General features: G+C 37.4%; 17 protein-coding genes. 14 read left to right on the top strand and 3 right to left on the bottom strand.

What is annotated here, in order from left to right; genetic code table 11:
• Positions 1 to 102: 102 nt before the first annotated feature.
• Positions 103 to 894, bottom strand: coding sequence for a glycosyltransferase family 2 protein (locus JM81_RS04135; protein WP_144800795.1), 792 nt, complete (start codon positions 892 to 894; stop codon positions 103 to 105).
• A 388-nt stretch (positions 895 to 1,282) separates the two neighbouring features.
• On the opposite strand from JM81_RS04135, the gene JM81_RS04130 reads away from it, so the two are divergent.
• On the top strand, positions 1,283 to 1,675 hold the full coding sequence (locus JM81_RS04130; RefSeq protein WP_409994646.1) for an Hsp20/alpha crystallin family protein: 393 nt from the start codon (positions 1,283 to 1,285) through the stop codon (positions 1,673 to 1,675).
• An 81-nt stretch (positions 1,676 to 1,756) separates the two neighbouring features.
• On the top strand, positions 1,757 to 2,023 hold the full coding sequence (locus JM81_RS04125; RefSeq protein WP_186435523.1) for a hypothetical protein: 267 nt from the start codon (positions 1,757 to 1,759) through the stop codon (positions 2,021 to 2,023).
• Between the two features lie 62 nt (positions 2,024 to 2,085).
• On the opposite strand, the gene JM81_RS04120 is transcribed toward JM81_RS04125, so the two are convergent.
• The gene (locus JM81_RS04120; protein ID WP_144800793.1) at positions 2,086 to 2,955 is read right to left on the bottom strand and encodes an AraC family transcriptional regulator; all 870 of its coding nucleotides are present in this window, start codon (positions 2,953 to 2,955) and stop codon (positions 2,086 to 2,088) included.
• Positions 2,956 to 3,115: 160 nt separating this feature from the next.
• Here JM81_RS04120 and JM81_RS04115 point away from each other — a divergent pair, with 160 nt between their 5' ends.
• The 9 genes from JM81_RS04115 (at position 3,116) to JM81_RS04075 (ending at position 12,547) form a co-directional block, all read left to right on the top strand.
• Entirely contained in the window at positions 3,116 to 6,607 is a 3,492-nt protein-coding gene (locus JM81_RS04115; RefSeq protein WP_144800792.1) for a PVC-type heme-binding CxxCH protein, read from the top strand.
• Between the two features lie 22 nt (positions 6,608 to 6,629).
• The gene (locus JM81_RS04110) at positions 6,630 to 7,490 is read left to right on the top strand and encodes a sugar phosphate isomerase/epimerase family protein (protein WP_144800791.1); all 861 of its coding nucleotides are present in this window, start codon (positions 6,630 to 6,632) and stop codon (positions 7,488 to 7,490) included.
• A gap of 10 nt (positions 7,491 to 7,500) precedes the next feature.
• Positions 7,501 to 8,631: a Gfo/Idh/MocA family protein gene (locus JM81_RS04105; RefSeq protein WP_144800790.1), complete on the top strand. Its 1,131-nt coding sequence runs from the start codon at positions 7,501 to 7,503 to the stop codon at positions 8,629 to 8,631.
• 203 nt (positions 8,632 to 8,834) lie between these two features.
• Complete coding sequence (locus JM81_RS04100) at positions 8,835 to 10,157, top strand: 2TM domain-containing protein (RefSeq protein WP_144800789.1); 1,323 nt, start codon at positions 8,835 to 8,837, stop codon at positions 10,155 to 10,157.
• Positions 10,158 to 10,511: 354 nt separating this feature from the next.
• Positions 10,512 to 10,796 (top strand): 2TM domain-containing protein, encoded by a 285-nt coding sequence (locus tag JM81_RS04095; RefSeq protein WP_089260046.1) that lies wholly within the window; start codon positions 10,512 to 10,514, stop codon positions 10,794 to 10,796.
• Between the two features lie 17 nt (positions 10,797 to 10,813).
• Complete coding sequence (locus JM81_RS04090; RefSeq protein WP_144800788.1) at positions 10,814 to 11,104, top strand: 2TM domain-containing protein; 291 nt, start codon at positions 10,814 to 10,816, stop codon at positions 11,102 to 11,104.
• A complete protein-coding gene (locus tag JM81_RS04085; protein ID WP_144800787.1) occupies positions 11,095 to 11,433 on the top strand; it encodes a 2TM domain-containing protein in 339 nt (112 codons plus the stop codon). Before JM81_RS04090 ends, JM81_RS04085 begins: the two co-directional genes overlap by 10 nt.
• Before the next feature lie 2 nt (positions 11,434 to 11,435).
• Complete coding sequence (locus JM81_RS04080; protein WP_144800786.1) at positions 11,436 to 11,771, top strand: 2TM domain-containing protein; 336 nt, start codon at positions 11,436 to 11,438, stop codon at positions 11,769 to 11,771.
• Between the two features lie 11 nt (positions 11,772 to 11,782).
• Complete coding sequence (locus JM81_RS04075) at positions 11,783 to 12,547, top strand: LytR/AlgR family response regulator transcription factor (protein WP_144800785.1); 765 nt, start codon at positions 11,783 to 11,785, stop codon at positions 12,545 to 12,547.
• Positions 12,548 to 12,574: 27 nt separating this feature from the next.
• Here JM81_RS04075 and JM81_RS04070 read toward each other — a convergent pair whose 3' ends face one another.
• The gene (locus JM81_RS04070; protein WP_144800784.1) at positions 12,575 to 13,777 is read right to left on the bottom strand and encodes an LETM1-related biofilm-associated protein; all 1,203 of its coding nucleotides are present in this window, start codon (positions 13,775 to 13,777) and stop codon (positions 12,575 to 12,577) included.
• A gap of 213 nt (positions 13,778 to 13,990) precedes the next feature.
• Between JM81_RS04070 and JM81_RS04065 the strand changes: the two genes are divergently transcribed.
• The 3 genes from JM81_RS04065 to JM81_RS04055 all read left to right on the top strand — a co-directional run bounded on the left by JM81_RS04065 (position 13,991) and on the right by JM81_RS04055 (position 16,931).
• Positions 13,991 to 14,701 carry a DUF4331 family protein gene (locus tag JM81_RS04065; RefSeq protein ID WP_089260052.1) on the top strand — a complete coding sequence of 237 codons (711 nt, stop codon included), beginning with the start codon at positions 13,991 to 13,993 and terminating at the stop codon, positions 14,699 to 14,701.
• Between the two features lie 22 nt (positions 14,702 to 14,723).
• Positions 14,724 to 15,521, top strand: coding sequence for a DUF4331 domain-containing protein (locus tag JM81_RS04060; protein ID WP_261374954.1), 798 nt, complete (start codon positions 14,724 to 14,726; stop codon positions 15,519 to 15,521).
• A gap of 129 nt (positions 15,522 to 15,650) precedes the next feature.
• Complete coding sequence (locus tag JM81_RS04055; RefSeq protein WP_144800783.1) at positions 15,651 to 16,931, top strand: tetratricopeptide repeat protein; 1,281 nt, start codon at positions 15,651 to 15,653, stop codon at positions 16,929 to 16,931.
• Positions 16,932 to 16,942: the final 11 nt, after the last annotated feature.

Below are 16,942 nucleotides of genomic sequence, written 5' to 3'. Positions count from 1 at the left end.
AGTGCCAATTTTACACCTGCAAATTTACTGTATTGATTGTATTAAGCTATGTATTGTACGGTTTTGTTTATATAATTTTTGACATCGAATTATGGAGTGGTACTAATTGTGTTTTTTACAATTTTCCACGAGTTGAAGTACGTTATAATACGCTGCATATTGTGCTTTGATTTTGGCATTACTACGTCGACTGGGGCTATAGTTACCGTTGGTAATAGTTACTTTATGCACGGGAAAATTTAATTGATGGGCCAGTAGACATAATAAAAGATCCAATCCCCATTTCATATCATAGGAGACTACAATTGGCAGTTGCAAAAGTTGTTCAATGACACTTTTTGTGAATAGTACCGTTCCTGAAGAAACAGGGTTGTAATTTTTAATTTTTAAACCTTCCATTAGATAGACCCTCATTTTTTCTTGCTCCGAAATTTCCAGTGGTGATAGTTGGCTTTGATCTGCAACAAAGCGTTCACCTATAAGAATTTGTATTTTGCTGGATCTGTTTTGCTCAATGAGCTCCAAGAACATTGAAATGGCCAATTTATGGGGTACATCGGTATCCATATCACATTTTAGAATATAATGTGGTCCTAGGGACAGCGCGGTTTGCAATAATCTTTTGGTTGAGGTTACGATTCCCATATTGCTTTCATTTCTCAAAATTGTGATATCTACCGGATTGTTTTTGGCAATTTGGTTTAAAATAGCCAGGGAACTATCCGTACTGCAATCGTCCAAGATCAAGATTTGAAAAGAAAAGGCAGGGTATTCAAGAAGATGTGAAGTAATTTGTCTTAACGTATGTTCTATATGAAACTCCTCATTATAGCAAGGGATGACAAGGGTTATGGAAATTGGTACAGGTAATTGTATTGGTTGATCGTGGTTCATAAATTAAGAAAGATGGCAAATTTGACCCATAGCAATAAGGACCTTAAATTAAGGTAAAACAGATAAAATATAGGTACAAAAAAGAGAAAGCCATAATAGGTGCAATGGTGTCATTTAAAAATGTCAATCTGACATTTTTGAAAAAAGAAAATTTGACATCACTTCTGATAATTTGACAGAATTTATAATTGAATCATTGTCAACTTATGGTATCGTTCCAATTTGGTATTTAATTTGCTTGTATGATAATGAAGTCTATACGATTTCAGATTTGAAACAATGTTTAATTTAAAATTTTGTAGTTATGAGCAATTTAGTAACTGTTCCTAAAAACGGAAGTTTAACAAACACTACTTCAAATGTAAACTTCCCATTATGGTCTAATTAGATCGATGATTTGTTTAACCGGGATTTACCATTGGTATTCACCTCTAATTTTAATACCGGAATAACCTTACATAAAGTAAACATCAAGGAAACAGCCGATGCCTTTATGGTGGAGATGGCTGTGCCGGGTCTTAAAAAATCTGATTTTCATATTGACCTAGATAATCAAGTTTTGTCCATATCTACGGAAACCAAGGAAGATAAGGAAGAAAAAAATTCCAATTATACACGAAGGGAGTTTGGCTATGCTTCTTTTAAAAGATCATTTACCTTACCTGAAACCGTAGATGATGATAAGATCAATGCCAATTACACGGATGGTATCTTAAGTATTCTCTTGCCCAAAAAAGAAGAGGCCAAACAAAAGCCGGCAAGGAATATTAAAATTTCTTAATTACAGTTTAAAGAATGGTATAATAGGAGGCCAATAGGCCTCCTAACTACCAAAATGTTCAATCATTTATAAGGTAGTATTATGTCAAGAAAGTTTAAACCAGGTGATTGGGTAAAGGTCAAAGGATTGCTCAATTCGCCTAAAATGCAAGTGCTCAAATACGTTTCAAAAAAGAATCCCATTTTTGGCGTTTTATATAATAATAGCTACGTAGAATGTGTATGGTACCATAATGGTGAACGAAAGTCAGACATTTTCCATCAGTACAAGTTGGTACATGCCATGGATACCGGTGGACTGTTCATAACGGTGCCAATAAAATCAAAAACAACATATTCTAAAATATAGCATGCTGAATTTTTAAGCCATATAAACCACAGTCAAATTTATATAGCGGGTACCATTAATTATTAATAGACTTCATATTCTTTTTTGTAGGCCAAGGGCGTACGTTGGGTAATGTTCTTAAACTGTTTATTGAAATTGGATAAGGTAGAAAATCCACTTTCATAGCAAGCCTGGGATACATTCATTTTCTGTTCTATAAGCAGTTTACAGGCATGGCCTATGCGTATTTCGCTCACAAATTCAGAAAATGATTTATTGGCATGAAGTTTAAAATATCTACTAAACGAGGTAGGTGTCATATTGGTCAATTGAGCCAGTTCATCCAATGTCATCCTACGTTTAAAATTATTCATTACAAAAGCATAGACATTGAACATACGTTGGGTATCGGCTTCGCGTAGGGTATTGGTATAACCGGGGCTGGCCAATATACCATATTCCTTGGTTTGGCTAATGAAGTCCAGTATTTTTAATAGATGTAGAATTCCTTCAAAGCCATCTTTGTCCAATAACTCCAGCATTAATTTCTGTAAAATTGTGGCGGTCGTTGCAGTAAATTCCATACCCCTACGACTTTTATGGAACACTTGTCTTAAGCGTATGGCCTCATCGGTCTTCAATAAATTCTCCCCCAAAAAATTTTCATGGAAATAAATTACCACCCCTTTGGACCATGCAATATTTTTTTCCTGTTCATGCACATGCTCACTACGCCACATGTGTGGTAGATTTGGACCTGTAAAGGTAATATCTCCCGCTTTATAGGATTTTACGTTATCACCAATAAACCTGGTGCCACTTCCTTCCAGCACTAGGAATAATTGATATTCAGAATGAAAGTGCCAGTGTGGGTCAAAAACCGGCTCGTTCAACGTTCTAGCCAAATAGGCCTTTGTTTCTGGAATCGGAGATTTTTGAAGAGCAGATTTCATTAATGTGTTACAAATTGAAAGGTCGTAATTGCATACTAATTTATCAATAAAACTATCATTTATAAAATGAAATGATAAAATACAGTCAGTATGTGGTAAATAAGAGTGATTTCCAAGGTACTATTTTATGTAATATTGAGATAACAAAACAACGCTCATTATGAAAATCAACTACCCGTCGCTCAAAGTATTAATTATACTCTTGTTTTTTGCGGCATGTTCACCCACCGAAAAGAAACAAACGGATGATGCTCCTCGAAGGATAGAACTTTTATTCTTAGGACATGAAATAGAGCACCATAACTCAAGGGAATATTTTCCAATATTGGCTTCGGCGTTGACCAAGGATGGTATTAATATATCGTATACAGAAAAGCCTTCTGACCTAAATACCGAAAATCTTGCAAAATATGACGGACTCATTGTGTATGCCAATCATGAGGAATTGGAAAAAGCAGAGGAGAACGCCCTGCTCAATTTTGTAAAGGAAGGTAATGCGTTTATTCCTATTCATTCCGCTAGCTTCTGTTTTAAAAATTCTCCTGAATACATCAATTTGGTAGGGGCGCAATTCTTGAGTCACGATACCGGTACCTTTACTGCGAATATTGTAGATAAGGCACATCCTATCACAAAAAATCTGACCCCTTTTGAAACATGGGACGAAACCTATGTACATGATAAAATTGCAGATGATATTACCGTTTTAATGGAAAGGGTTGAGGAAGACCATCGTGAACCTTGGACATGGATTAAACGTTTAGGAGAGGGTAAGGTTTTTTATACCGCTTATGGACATGATGAGCGAACATGGCAGAACAAAGGATTTCAGGACTTGGTAAAGAACGGTATACTTTGGGCGGTCAATGATGAGGTTAAAAAGAATTGGGAGGGTTTTATGAAAGATATGCCGACCTTAACTTATGAGGAACGCGCAAATATTCCCAATTATGAGAAGAGAGATCCCGCGCCAAAATATCAATTACCGTTGTCGCCAGAAGAATCAAAAAAATTAATTCAGGTACCTGCCGGTTTCAAAGTTGAACTATTTGCTTCGGAGCCACAGATTATTAATCCAATTGCTATGAACTGGGATGAAAAAGGTAGGCTATGGGTCATTGAAACCGTAGATTATCCCAATACGGTACGTAATGATAATAGTGAAGGTGATGATAAAGTGAAAATTTTGGAGGATACCAACGGAGACGGTAAGGCAGATAAGGTAACCATCTTTGCGGATAAATTGAATATACCTACCAGTTTTACCTTTTATGACGGAGGCATTGTCGTATCGCAAGCTCCACATTTTATTTTTTTAAAGGACACAGATGGTGATGATAAGGCCGATGTAAAAGAGATTCTTATAGACGGTTGGGGTACGTTCGATACCCATGCAGGACCGTCCAATCTACAATATGGTATAGACAATAACCTTTATGGGGTAGTAGGATATTCCGGGTTTGACGGTGAGATTTTTGGAGAGGATTATAAATTCAATCAAAATGTATACAAGTTTCATCCCAAGCGTAAGACGTTTGAAGTATTGACCAATACTAGCAACAATACGTGGGGTTTGGGGCTTACAGAGGATAATTCAATTTTTGCATCCACGGCCAATAATACCCATAGTGTATTTGTAGGGATTCCTAATGCCACCTTGGACCATGTAGAAGGTATTGGAAAGGACGGAAGTGCAAAAATAGACGGCCATTATTTTATGCAGCCTATTACGCCCAACGTAAGGCAAGTAGATGTTTTTGGAGGATTTACGGCAGCTGCAGGCCATCATTTCTATACCGCAAGGGCATATCCAAAGGAATATTGGAACCGTATTGCTTTTGTATGTGAGCCAACCGGTGGTGTGGTGCATCAAGCAAAAATTGTAAGGGATGGCGCAGGATATTTGGAAGAAAATGCAGGAAATCTATTTGCCTCCTCAGATGAGTGGAGTTCACCTGTAGATGCTAAAACCGGCCCTGATGGTGCCGTTTGGATAGCGGATTGGTATAATTTTATTGTACAGCATAACCCTACGCCCAATACGGAAAGGGGTGGTTATGATGCCGAAAATGGAGAGGGAAATGCCTATGTTAATCCGTTACGTGATAAAGGACATGGAAGAATCTGGCGTATTGTACCCAAACATGATTATACCTATGAGGAAATGCAATTATCCAAGGATGACCCAGACGCTCTACTCGAAGCTTTGGGTAGCGATAATCAATTTTGGAGGTTAACGGCACAGCGCCTATTGGTAGAAAGAGGTAAGACAGATGTGTTGAACGATTTATATAAATTGGTAAATGCCAAACAAGTAGATGATGAGGGCTTAAACAATGCGGCAATGCATGCCCTTTGGACTATTGATGGTTTGGATGCCATGGATACCGATAGCAATGCAGTGGGTGTTGTTAAGGGAGCTTTGTACCATAAAGCCTCTGCAGTACGTAAGGCGGCCATTCAGTTATTACCTAAGAATGATGATAGTGATGATGCATTGTTCAAGGCCAATACTTTAAATGATCGCGATCCCAATGTACAGTTGTCCGCCCTTATCTATTTTACATCAAGGCCATCATCACAAAAAGTAGGTTCATTACTACACGATCTTGGAAAAAATGATGAGGTTATCAATGACCTATGGTTGTTCAAAGCGTTATATGCCGCTGCGGCAAAACATGTAAGTGGATATCTAAATGCATTTATGGAAGCAAATCCTGGTTTTAAAGCTCCCGGTAATGAGGTGAGCGATTTTAGTTCGCCAACATATGACGATAGCAACTGGGAGTCTATGGAAATTCCCCAGTATATAGAGGATGCCGGTTTGGACATGGACGGTGTCATTTGGTTTAGAAAAGAAGTAAATGTACCGGGCCCAATGGCCAAAGAGGCCAGTATTCTTTCTCTGGGACCTATTGATGATTCTGATATTACGTACGTTAACGGTGTTGAAGTTGGTGGAATGGCTTCTAGTTATAGTTCCAATAGAACTTATGATATTCCTAAGGGAGTCTTAAAGCCAGGAAAAAACACAATTGCCGTAAGGGTAGAGGATAATGGTGGAGAAGGTGGACTTTATGGTAATTTTTGGCAATTATATATTAAATCAGGTGATGAATTGATCAGGATTCATGGACAATGGAAATATAAGGTAGAAAAAAATAGTACTGGGCAATTGGCCAAAACATATTCCAACACCGATATCGCCACGCTATTGATGAAGTATTATGGAGAAGGTGCCACAGAATCTTTGGCAGATGAAATAGAGGATGTCAATGCTAAAGTCATACAGATGAAAACCATCACCAATGAAATGAAATATGATGTAACTCAATTTAGGGTTAAGGCGGGTGAACAAGTTGCCTTGGTTTTAGAGAATCCTGATTTTATGCAGCATAATCTAGTAATTACCAAACCCGGAAAAAAAGAGGTAGTGGGTACCGCGGCGGATAAGATGGCCGCTGACCCTAATGCGGCACAGTTAAATTATGTACCACAAATGAGTGATGTTCTTTTTGCGACACCATTGTTAAATCCAGATGAAACCTATACCCTAAAATTCAAAGCTCCTTCTACGCCGGGGGAATATCCTTTCATTTGTACGTTCCCTGGGCATTGGAGAATTATGCAAGGGGTAATGATTGTGGAATAATTGAGGAATAAATATAGCAATGATGAAAAGTAACATAACATTTGGCGTAAGTACTTGGTTGTGGCAGTCACCGTTTACGACCAATTCGATCGCACTTTTTCCCAAGATAAAAAGTATGGGTTTTGATGTGGTGGAAATTCCATTGGAAAACCCTTCGCTTGTAGATGTTGCCCAAGTTAAACAGGCTTTAAGCGATAATGGTTTAACACCTACCGTATGTATTGTATTTGGGGATGATAAGGATTTGACCGCGGCAGACCCTATTTTCCATGACAATTGTTTTGAATTTGCCAAAAGATGTTTTGAACAGGCAAAAGCCTTGGAGGTTAATTTTGTGGCAGGTCCATTATATGCAGCCGTAGGTAAGGCCAGGTTGGCAACAGATGAACAACGTAAAATAGAATGGGATAGATCGGTAAGGAATTTAGGAAAGCTTGCATCCTTGGCTCGGGAACATGCATTACAAATTGCATTGGAACCCTTGAACAGGTTTGAGTCCGACCTTATAAATACCGCAGATGAAGTAATGCGCTTAATTGGGGACATCAATGAAGATTGTGTTAAAGTTGCGTTAGATGGTTTTCATATGACCATAGAGGAAAACAACATACGTAAGGCCATAAATTCCGTTGGTGATAAATTGATACATGTACAGGTTTCTGAAAACCATAGGGGAATTCCGGGAACCGGTCTAACTCCTTGGCAAGATTTTGCTGATGGTCTAAAGGATATTGAGTATAACGGCGCAATGGTAATTGAAAGTTTTACACCAGAAATAAGGGAGTTGGCCGCTGCTGTAAATATCTGGAGAAAATTAGCCGATGACCAAGATTCTTTTGCTAAACAAGGATTGGAATTTTTAAAAAGAACGTTTAACGATTAAGAGATCAAAAATGAGTGAAAAAAAGATAAAAGTAGCCATCATAGGACTAGGTTTTGGTGCAGAATTTATTCCTATTTACAAGAAGCACCCTAATGCGGAGCTGGTGGCGGTTTGCCAACGTAATGAAGATAAATTAAATGAAATTGCAGATGCTTTTGGTATAGCTAAAAGATATACGTCTTATGAAGAACTACTAAAGGATGATGAAATAGAGGCTGTTCATATAAATACGCCTATACCAAACCATGGGGAACAGTCTATCCAGGCATTAAGGGCGGGCAAACATGTTGCTTGTACAGTTCCTATGGCTACGACGGTGGATGAATGTAAACAAATAGTGGAGTTGACGGAGCTAACAGGTCTTACCTACATGATGATGGAAACCGTGGTTTATGCGCGTGAGTTTTTATATATGAAGGAGCTATACGATAATGGAGAATTGGGTAAGGTTCAGTTTTTAAAAGCTAGCCATCAACAGGATATGGACGGTTGGCCAAATTACTGGCCTGGTTTACCGCCAATGCATTACGCCACCCATTGTGTTGGCCCGGTGTTAGGTTTGACCAGGGATGAAGCGGAATATGTTTCTTGTTTTGGTTCCGGAACTATACGTAAGGAACTTATAAAGGAATACAATTCGCCATATGCCGTAGAAACTACACATATTAAGTTTAGAAATTCTGATTTAAGTGCCCAGGTATACCGTTCCCTGTTTGATGTAGCCAGACAGTACCGGGAAAGTATAGAGGTCTATGGTTCCAAAAAATCAGTGGAATGGCCTTTAATTGAAGGCAAACCTTTGGTAGTCCATACCGCTAAAAAACCGGAACCGGAAATTCCGGAAGAAGTGGAAAGTCCAGATTTTGCAAAACTGTTACCAAAGGAAATTCAATCGTTCACGACAGAAGGAGTATATGATGAAGATGATAATCAGCATTTGTCCTTTACCCAAGGAGCGGGACATGGGGGTTCTCATCCGCATTTGGTGCATGCTTTTATAGATGCCTTGGTAAAAGGTACTTCTCCCTATCCTAATGCTAGACAGTCCGCAAATATCACGTGTGTAGGAATACTGTCCCATGAATCTGCCATGAAAGGCGGTGAACTTATAAAATTACCCAGTTTTACGTTTACAAGTTAACAACCAAGCAACCAACCCTAATTACAGTTCGGAGGTCATTTTTGACATTTCGGACTGTAATTTTTTTTGTTTTATATAAAGGAATGCAATTTTAGGCTTGCATTATGATCCAGTTTAAGATTACAGGTTATGAAACAAATACCTATTTTTAGAATTTTGGAAGGGGTACTGCATATTTGGCGTAATGTTAATTGATCAAGGGTATGGGTAATTTTTTAAAAGTGTTGAAAATAGGGGTAATCATTACCCTGGTCATTGTAATCATTAATTTTTTATTTTCCGACTGGGACACTATTACGTGGTTTGGGGAGCTTCAATTTGCAGGTATAACTTTTCTCTATTCCTTTGTACTGACCTTTGTAAATGCATATTTCAACCAATATATCTCCAAAATATATAGTTGGGAAAAACATACTCAAAAACGATTGTGGTATGGTGCCATAGGTTCTATACTTCTAACTATTTTAGCATTTGCCCTACTAAGATGTTTTATAGAGGTAGTACTTTTTGGAAATGACTTCTCTAAATTTTTAGAGACCGAGAATCTTGGTCATTACTTGGGCATTTTGGTCATTACCCTTATTGTTTCACTCTTTTTGCACGCTTTTTATTTTTATAAGGCTCTACAGGATACCAAGGTAAAGGAACAAAAGATAATAGCAGGTTCTGCCTCTGCAAAGTTCGATGCACTTAAAAATCAATTAGACCCACATTTTTTGTTCAATAGTTTAAATGTATTGACCAGTTTAATTGAAGAAGATCCCGATCAGGCTCAAAAATTTACCACATCCCTATCCAAGGTCTATAGATATGTATTGGAGCAGAAAAGTAAAAATCTGATTTCGGTAGATGAAGAACTTAAATTTGCCAGAACCTATGTGCGCTTGTTAAAAATGCGTTTTGAGGACAGTATCATTTTTGAAATTCCGGAAAAGGCTTTAAATCCAGAAGCCAAAATTGTTCCTTTATCCCTACAATTATTATTGGAGAATGCCGTAAAGCACAATATTGTAACGTCTGCCAAACCACTTCATATCAAAATTTATGAAGAGGGCAACTATTTGTATGTAAGTAATAATTTGCAGGAAAAACAAGTGGTTAAAAAAAGTAGTGGGGTAGGCCTACAGAATATACGTCAACGATATGCCATTCTTACCAAAGAAGAAATGCAGATTTTTAAAAGCGACCGGGAGTTTAAGGTACGTTTACCTATGTTGACCACTGAAATTGCATTTAAGGAAACACAGGAATCCTTTATAAGTAGTAAACGTTATGAAAAGGCAAAGGAGCGCGTTGAGATGATCAAAGGGTTTTATGGAAACCTTATGGCGTATTGTATAGTGATACCCGTACTTGCCTATATCAATTATAGAACAACAAGTTTTACTTGGGTAATCTTTCCGGCTTTGGGTTGGGGTTTTGGTCTTGTGGGCCATGGTCTTAAAGCCTATGGCTATAATCCGTTCTTTGGTAAGAACTGGGAAGAACGCAAAATAAAACAATATATGGAGGATGAGAACTTTTAGGCTTTCATCATTGCTTAAATACCCATACCCGTATGATAACTATACACCTATATAAATAGAACTGGATAATTTTATAATATCTCACATTTTAAGGACGGTTATGTCCTTATCCCTGATCAAATATTTTAAGTTTCATGGTCCGCTTTTAGGGGATTTTACGAGTTAATTTACACGTACCATCATCAAACTTCTATATAGTACGGGCATGGTAATTTGGCTTTTAATATTGTATACGACCACTTTTTACAATTCAGTCATTAAAATTTACAACTGGGTAGTTCTATTTTTTAAAACCTGCACTTTCTACCGAGATTTGAGGTATAGAAAACAAATAATAACCTAAAACAAATTAAGATGGAAACCAATTTAATGAACAGCGAAAACTATAAGTATCAAAAAGCAAAGGAAAAAGTAAATGCCATAAAAGGATTTTACGGGAATCTATTGGCCTACTGTATAGTAATACCCATTTTGGCGTATATAAATTATAGGACTACTGAATTTCCTTGGGCTATTTTTCCTGCGCTAGGATGGGGGTTTGGTTTGTTGATGAACGGTCTTTACGCATACGGATATAATCCTTTATTCGGAAAGAAATGGGAGGAGAGAAAGATCAAGGAATATATGAATGAGTTTTAATAAAAAATATAGGCATCATGGACAATACAAAATATAATAAAGCAAAAGAGCGGGTTGTTGAGTTAAAGGAGTTCTATGGCAAGGTATTTTCGGCCTTAGGTACAATAGTAATCGTAGCCGCATTAAATTATTATTTTAATGAATGGCGTTACCCTTGGTTTTTATGGGTGGTATTTGCATTCGCAATTAGCCTTTTTTTAAAGGCGATTAAAATCTTTAACTTTAATCCTTTCTTTGGTAGGGACTGGGAAGAAAGAAAGTTACGCGAATTTATTCAACAGGAAGAAAACGAACAACGATGGAAATAAACGAATTTGAACAAAACGAGAAATTGGCAAGAGCCAAAAAACAGGTTAAGGAGTTAAAAGGATTTTATATTCATTTATTTGTCTACATATTGGTAAATCTCTTTATAATGAGTTTGACCGTTATGGCCAGAATGAACAGCGGGGAATCTTTCAATGAAGCGTTCTTTAACTTTGGAACTTTTTCTACGCCGTTTTTTTGGGGGATTGGTTTAGCATTTCATGGGGCAAGGGTATACCATTTTAATCCCTTTTTCTCAAAAGATTGGGAGGAAAGACAAATACGAAAATTTGTAGAACAAGAGCAAAAGAAAGCAGATAAATTTAGATAGGCATGAACAAATTGGAACAACATAGTAAAGAGCAAAGGGCCCTTCTACGTATTGAAAGTATTAAAAAATTTTTCAAACATTGTCGATTGTTCATCACGGCCAACGTATTGATTTTATTTGTGTCAAAAGATATATTTAATTGGTTTGATATAGCGGCTATTACGGACAATGGATTTAAGCAATGGGTTATGTGGAATATTGCAAGTATTCCAATAATTTGGTCAATTGTTCTAACAATTCATGCGCTGGTAGTCTTCAGGATACGTTTAGTTCGTTTTAAGTGGACCAAGCCTGAAATGCTGATTAAGTGGGAACAAAAAATGATACAGGATATTTAACAAAAGGAATTATGAAGACCATTATTATTGAGGATGAAAAACCTGCGGCACGCAGACTATCTAGAATGCTGGAAGAACTAGATGTAACCATAGCGACTATGTTACACTCCGTTGACGAGGCCATAGAATGGTTTCAGAACAATGAGCATCCAGATTTAATTTTTTTGGATATCCAGTTATCAGACGGTCTATCCTTTGAAATTTTTGATGTGGTTGAGGTGCATAGTGCAATAATATTCACAACGGCTTTTGATGAATATGCCTTACAGGCGTTTAAATTGAACAGTATAGATTATATCCTTAAACCTATTGATGATGAAGACTTGGAACAGGCGGTAAATAAATACCGTACTCGTTTTAAAACAGCCGTAGAGCCCAATAAAATAGCTTTGGATTTTGAGGACATCAAGAAATTGTTGGTAAATCCGTTAGAACGTGAATACAAAAAAAGGTTTACGGCCAAGGTAGGGCAACATTTAAAGATCATCAATGCAGAAGATGTAGAGTGTTTTTTTAGTGAAAATAAAGGGACCTATGCGGCGACCAAGGATGGACGTAATTATTTATTGGATACTACCTTGGAACAGTTGGAACCGGAATTGAAGCCACAAACCTTTTTTAGGGTAAGTCGCAAATACTTTGTGAATGTGGATTATATAAAGGATATCATCTCCTACACCAATTCTAGACTACAGATTAAATTGAACAACAATCCACAATTGGAAATTATAGTAAGTAGGGAAAAGGTAAAGGACTTTAAATTGTGGCTGGAATAATCATAATAATGGTCAATGCTGTTTTGCTTAATCAGTAAAATCTTCATCATCGATCCTATTTTCGTCAAAGGCAGACGGCAGTAATTTAGGAATCAATTTGATAAAAATAGGTAGTAGTATAGCCCCACCGGGCAAAATAAAAATGGCCAATGAGGGTATGCTCTTAAAAATATCCAAGAGTTGGTTTTGTACTTTTCTCTTTTCATCATTACTGAGGTCCCTCACCGTAGATTTGGATAATAAGGAAACCAATTCCGCACTTTGTGAAAGCTCTTTAACTAGACGTTTGCTATTTCTGAGAATTAATTTTTTTACGATCTTACCCATACTGTCGTAAAATTGATGGGCCAGATTTTTCTCCTTCAAATAATGAATAGTATGCATATTAAGCTTAAAAAAAGCGGTAACATGGGTAATGGATTCCAAGATAATAGCATTGGCAAGTCCCAAATCCTTTCCTATTCCAAAAATAAAATCAGACTCCGTATAATCTAAGGAGTGGTCTTCCCAAACGGTCAAACAGGCCATATCCAGAAAATATCTATTTTCCCATATATCCTTGTTGTTAAGCAATCGATCTCTATAAGATCCATCAAAGGTATGACTGGCACATTCTATATAGGTTAATGATGAAGCTAGTAATTGGGATAATTTGTTATCCTTTCGTTGAGCCTCCTTGGAACTTAAGGCATGGTAGGTAATGTTAATGGCCAAATATTCAATCTCTTCGGCTTTTGACTTTAAATTAACGGCATGGTTTAAATAATGCTTAAAAAGCAATACATCAATAAACAGTAAGGAGTTGGTAATAAGGTTATTGAATGTTTTGCTGAATATGTTGTCCTCTATATATATGCGGGAGGCCATGAGTTTTTCCAACTTTGAGGAAGTTTTGTTTCCTGTAAGCAATTTATCGAAAAAACCTACTTTGTTAATTTTAAGAATTTGATAAAATTTAAAGACCTCAGTAATAAAAACAGTATAATCTGTGGAGTGCGCTTCTATCTTATAGGTAAAATATAGGGCATTCAATAAATTTATCTTTGCCTTTTCATCTTCAGATAAGGTATGTTCCGGTCGTATGAAATGGGGTATGTCCGCATTTAGTCCATACACAAATCCATTTTTTCTCAAAGCGGAATATAGGGTATCAAAATTTGGATATGCGTTTTGGTTCTTTTGAACGACCGAGCCATATTTTTCAATCCAGCCAGAGGCAGACGGGTTCATACTTTCACTTTTTTAATGCGCAAAGTTAGCCAAATATTATAAGGTTGGTTAAGTAATGTGTATTATCTAAAGTCTTATAAAAAGGGTATTTATAATTGTTGTATTCTGAATTTTAGTGAATTATATAGGATATTTTAATTTTTTTTTGAAAAAAAATGAACCTTCCATTTAATGTCTCGTAAGTAAGGGTGATTCTAATCTAAAAATAAGATAATGAAAAAATCAAAATTATTTATGGGACTTGGGGCTTTGGCCTTAGTTGGGGGCCTTTTAGTTGCGGCAGATCATATTGATGCGCCCGGGGTAACCAACACAACGGCAGACATTGCCGATTTTTATGCGTTTGAACCTACAGAAGGTTCGGACAATACCGTTTTTGCGGTAGACTTACAAACCAATGTGCTGCCAGATTTGGCCTATGGTACATTTGATGAAAACGTATTGATGGAAATCAATATAGACAGAACCGGTGATCTTGTAGAAGATTTGGTCATACAAGCTATTCCACGAAACGGTAAAATGTACTTTTTTGGACCCGTTGCACCTAGCGAAACCGGATTGAACGGTACCGTTATGGTAGATTCCCCTTTAGGTTCGGTAGATATTTCGGCTGAAACCGCAATTGTAGAAACTACGGCAGACGGGGTATCGTTATTTGCAGGCCCTAGGCAAGATGCATTTTTCTTTGATTTTTTTCAGTTTAACGAAGTAATTGGTGGTACGGCTCCCTTAGGGTTTAAACCGGCTGGAGACCCCAATACAACAGACGATGATGATGAAACCGCAGTAGATACTTTTGATGGTGCAAACACAATGTCCATTGTCATTGAAATACCAAATAGTATGCTCGGCGAAACAACCGCTGTAAATGTATTACAACTACCTGTTTACAAAACTTGGGTAACTACCAATGTTAAACAATAATAACCTTATAAAAAGTAATAAAATGAAATTTAAAAATATAAAATATACGTTTTTGTCGCTTTGTGCAATGATGGCTTTGGCTTCTTGTAACAATGATGATGATAATACACCGGTTGTAGATACTGCAACCTGTAATGATGGTATTATGAACGGTGATGAGACCGGCGTGGATTGCGGCGGTTCAACCTGTGAACCTTGTGAAGATGCGATGGAGCCTATGGAACCGGATTTCTCTGGGACCTACGCACAGGCGGATTTTATGGGTAGACCAGGTATCAATACGGTATTAAGTGCAGATGAGGCCACCAAGGAAATGCATAACGTTTCTATCCCTTCTGAAATGGAAGCAACGTTTCAAGCTGCATTTGAAGCAAGATTGGAAGCATACCATGATGTTTATGCCAACATTTTAGGAGCTGACCCAGAAGCGGTAAATTTTGAGCCTAATATTTTAGGTGATATTTTGAACGGACCTACAGATGATGGATATACCAATAACCCGGTTACGGCTACGGTTTTGACAACTGTATTGGCCAACGATGTATTGGAAGTAGCACCAAATTTGCCAACAACATATTTTAACGGAGGTAGTGGTGCTCCAAATTATGATGGTGCAGTAGGACTAACCGGAAGAACCCCTCAAGATGATGTAATCGATGTTTCATTGATTTTATTGTTCGGTGGTGGTGACGGTGCTAGATTTAGTGGACAGGATACCAATGATGACGGTATGGCAGATTTACCAAGGTTAACTTCAGACGGTGTTGGGCTTACCGCAACTGTAGGTACTACCTTCCCATATTTGGGAGCTCCAGAATAAAAAGTTGCCTTCCCCTTATCGTAATAGCTATGATAAGAAAGGCACAACCCTAATTGCTTATGAAAAAGAAGGGCGGGGGAGTTGAAAAGCTCCCCTTTTTTTAAACAATCCAAAATAAAATACAACCTAATGAAATTTGTAAGGCTTTTAATAATAATGATATTGATATCCTCCTGTAGTTCCAAAGAGAATAATGGGAGTATAGCACAACAAGCGGATTATAATAATTATTTAGAAGTGAAGGAATTGAGCACCTCATCTAAATATTTTGATTTATGGAACTCTAAAATTAGACCAGATAGTATGCAGCTTACCAGTTTTGGTATAGTAGGCGGTGAATACAGTAGATACTTTCAACAGACTGGGGATATCCAATACTTGAAAAAGGCAGAGCAAAGCCTTAAAAGGGCCGTAGAGATTGCGGCAATTGGTAAGGCCGGTTATTACAGGGCTTTGGCAAGAAATTATATTTCACAGCACCGTTTTAAGGAAGCTTTACAATTAACGGATTCGGCCATGGCGATAAATGGAAGTAAAGTAGAGGGACAACGCCTTTATTTTGATATCCATATGGAGTTGGGCAATTATATGCTAGCAGAAAAGTATTTGGATAGTATAAGGAATATGTCAGATTTTGGATATATGATTCGTCTTGCCAAATGGAACGATTATAAGGGAGATTTGGATACGACCATAAAATTTATGGAATTGGCAGGAAAAAAAGCGGAGTCGGCTAAAAACAGTGAACTTATGCTGTGGAGTTATACCAACTTGGCGGATTATTACGGACATGCAGGGCGAATAAAGGATTCATATGACCATTATCTAAAAGCGTTGGCCATTGATAAACATAATGCCTATGCCAAAAAAGGTATTGCCTGGATTCTTTTTTCTAATGATAACAATCCTAAGGAAGCCATTAGAATTTTGGATTCCGTGACCGAGACATACCGTGCTCCGGACTACTTTTTACTAAAAGCGGAAATAGCGGATTATATGGGTAACGACTTGGTTCGTACAAAAAATTTAGATCGCTATTTTACCTTGGTTCAGGACCCGGCCTATGGTGACATGTACAATGCATACAATTTAGGGTTGTACTTGGACGAAACCAAGCAATACGACAAAGCGCTCAATTTGGCTAATCGTGAAGTAATGAACAGACCTACGCCAGAGGCATATAGCTGGCTGGCATTTAGCCATTTAAGAAAGGGTGATAAAGAAAAGGCTATGGAATTAATGGATACCCATGTTTATGGAAAAACCTTTGAGCCCGCTTTATTGTATCAGGCGGCAGAAGTATATAAGGCCAATGGTATCTATGACAAGGTCAGGGAACTTAAAGCAGAATTAATAGGGGCGTTATATGAACTAGGGCCCCATATGGAAAAGCAGATTCAAGATTTGTAATTAATTGCCCA

This window comes from Maribacter sp. MAR_2009_72 (assembly GCF_007827235.1).
In the GTDB taxonomy this organism is placed as follows: domain Bacteria; phylum Bacteroidota; class Bacteroidia; order Flavobacteriales; family Flavobacteriaceae; genus Maribacter; species Maribacter sedimenticola.
The sequence above is the reverse complement of the archived record's forward strand: the minus strand, read 5'-3'. Positions and strand labels throughout refer to the sequence as shown.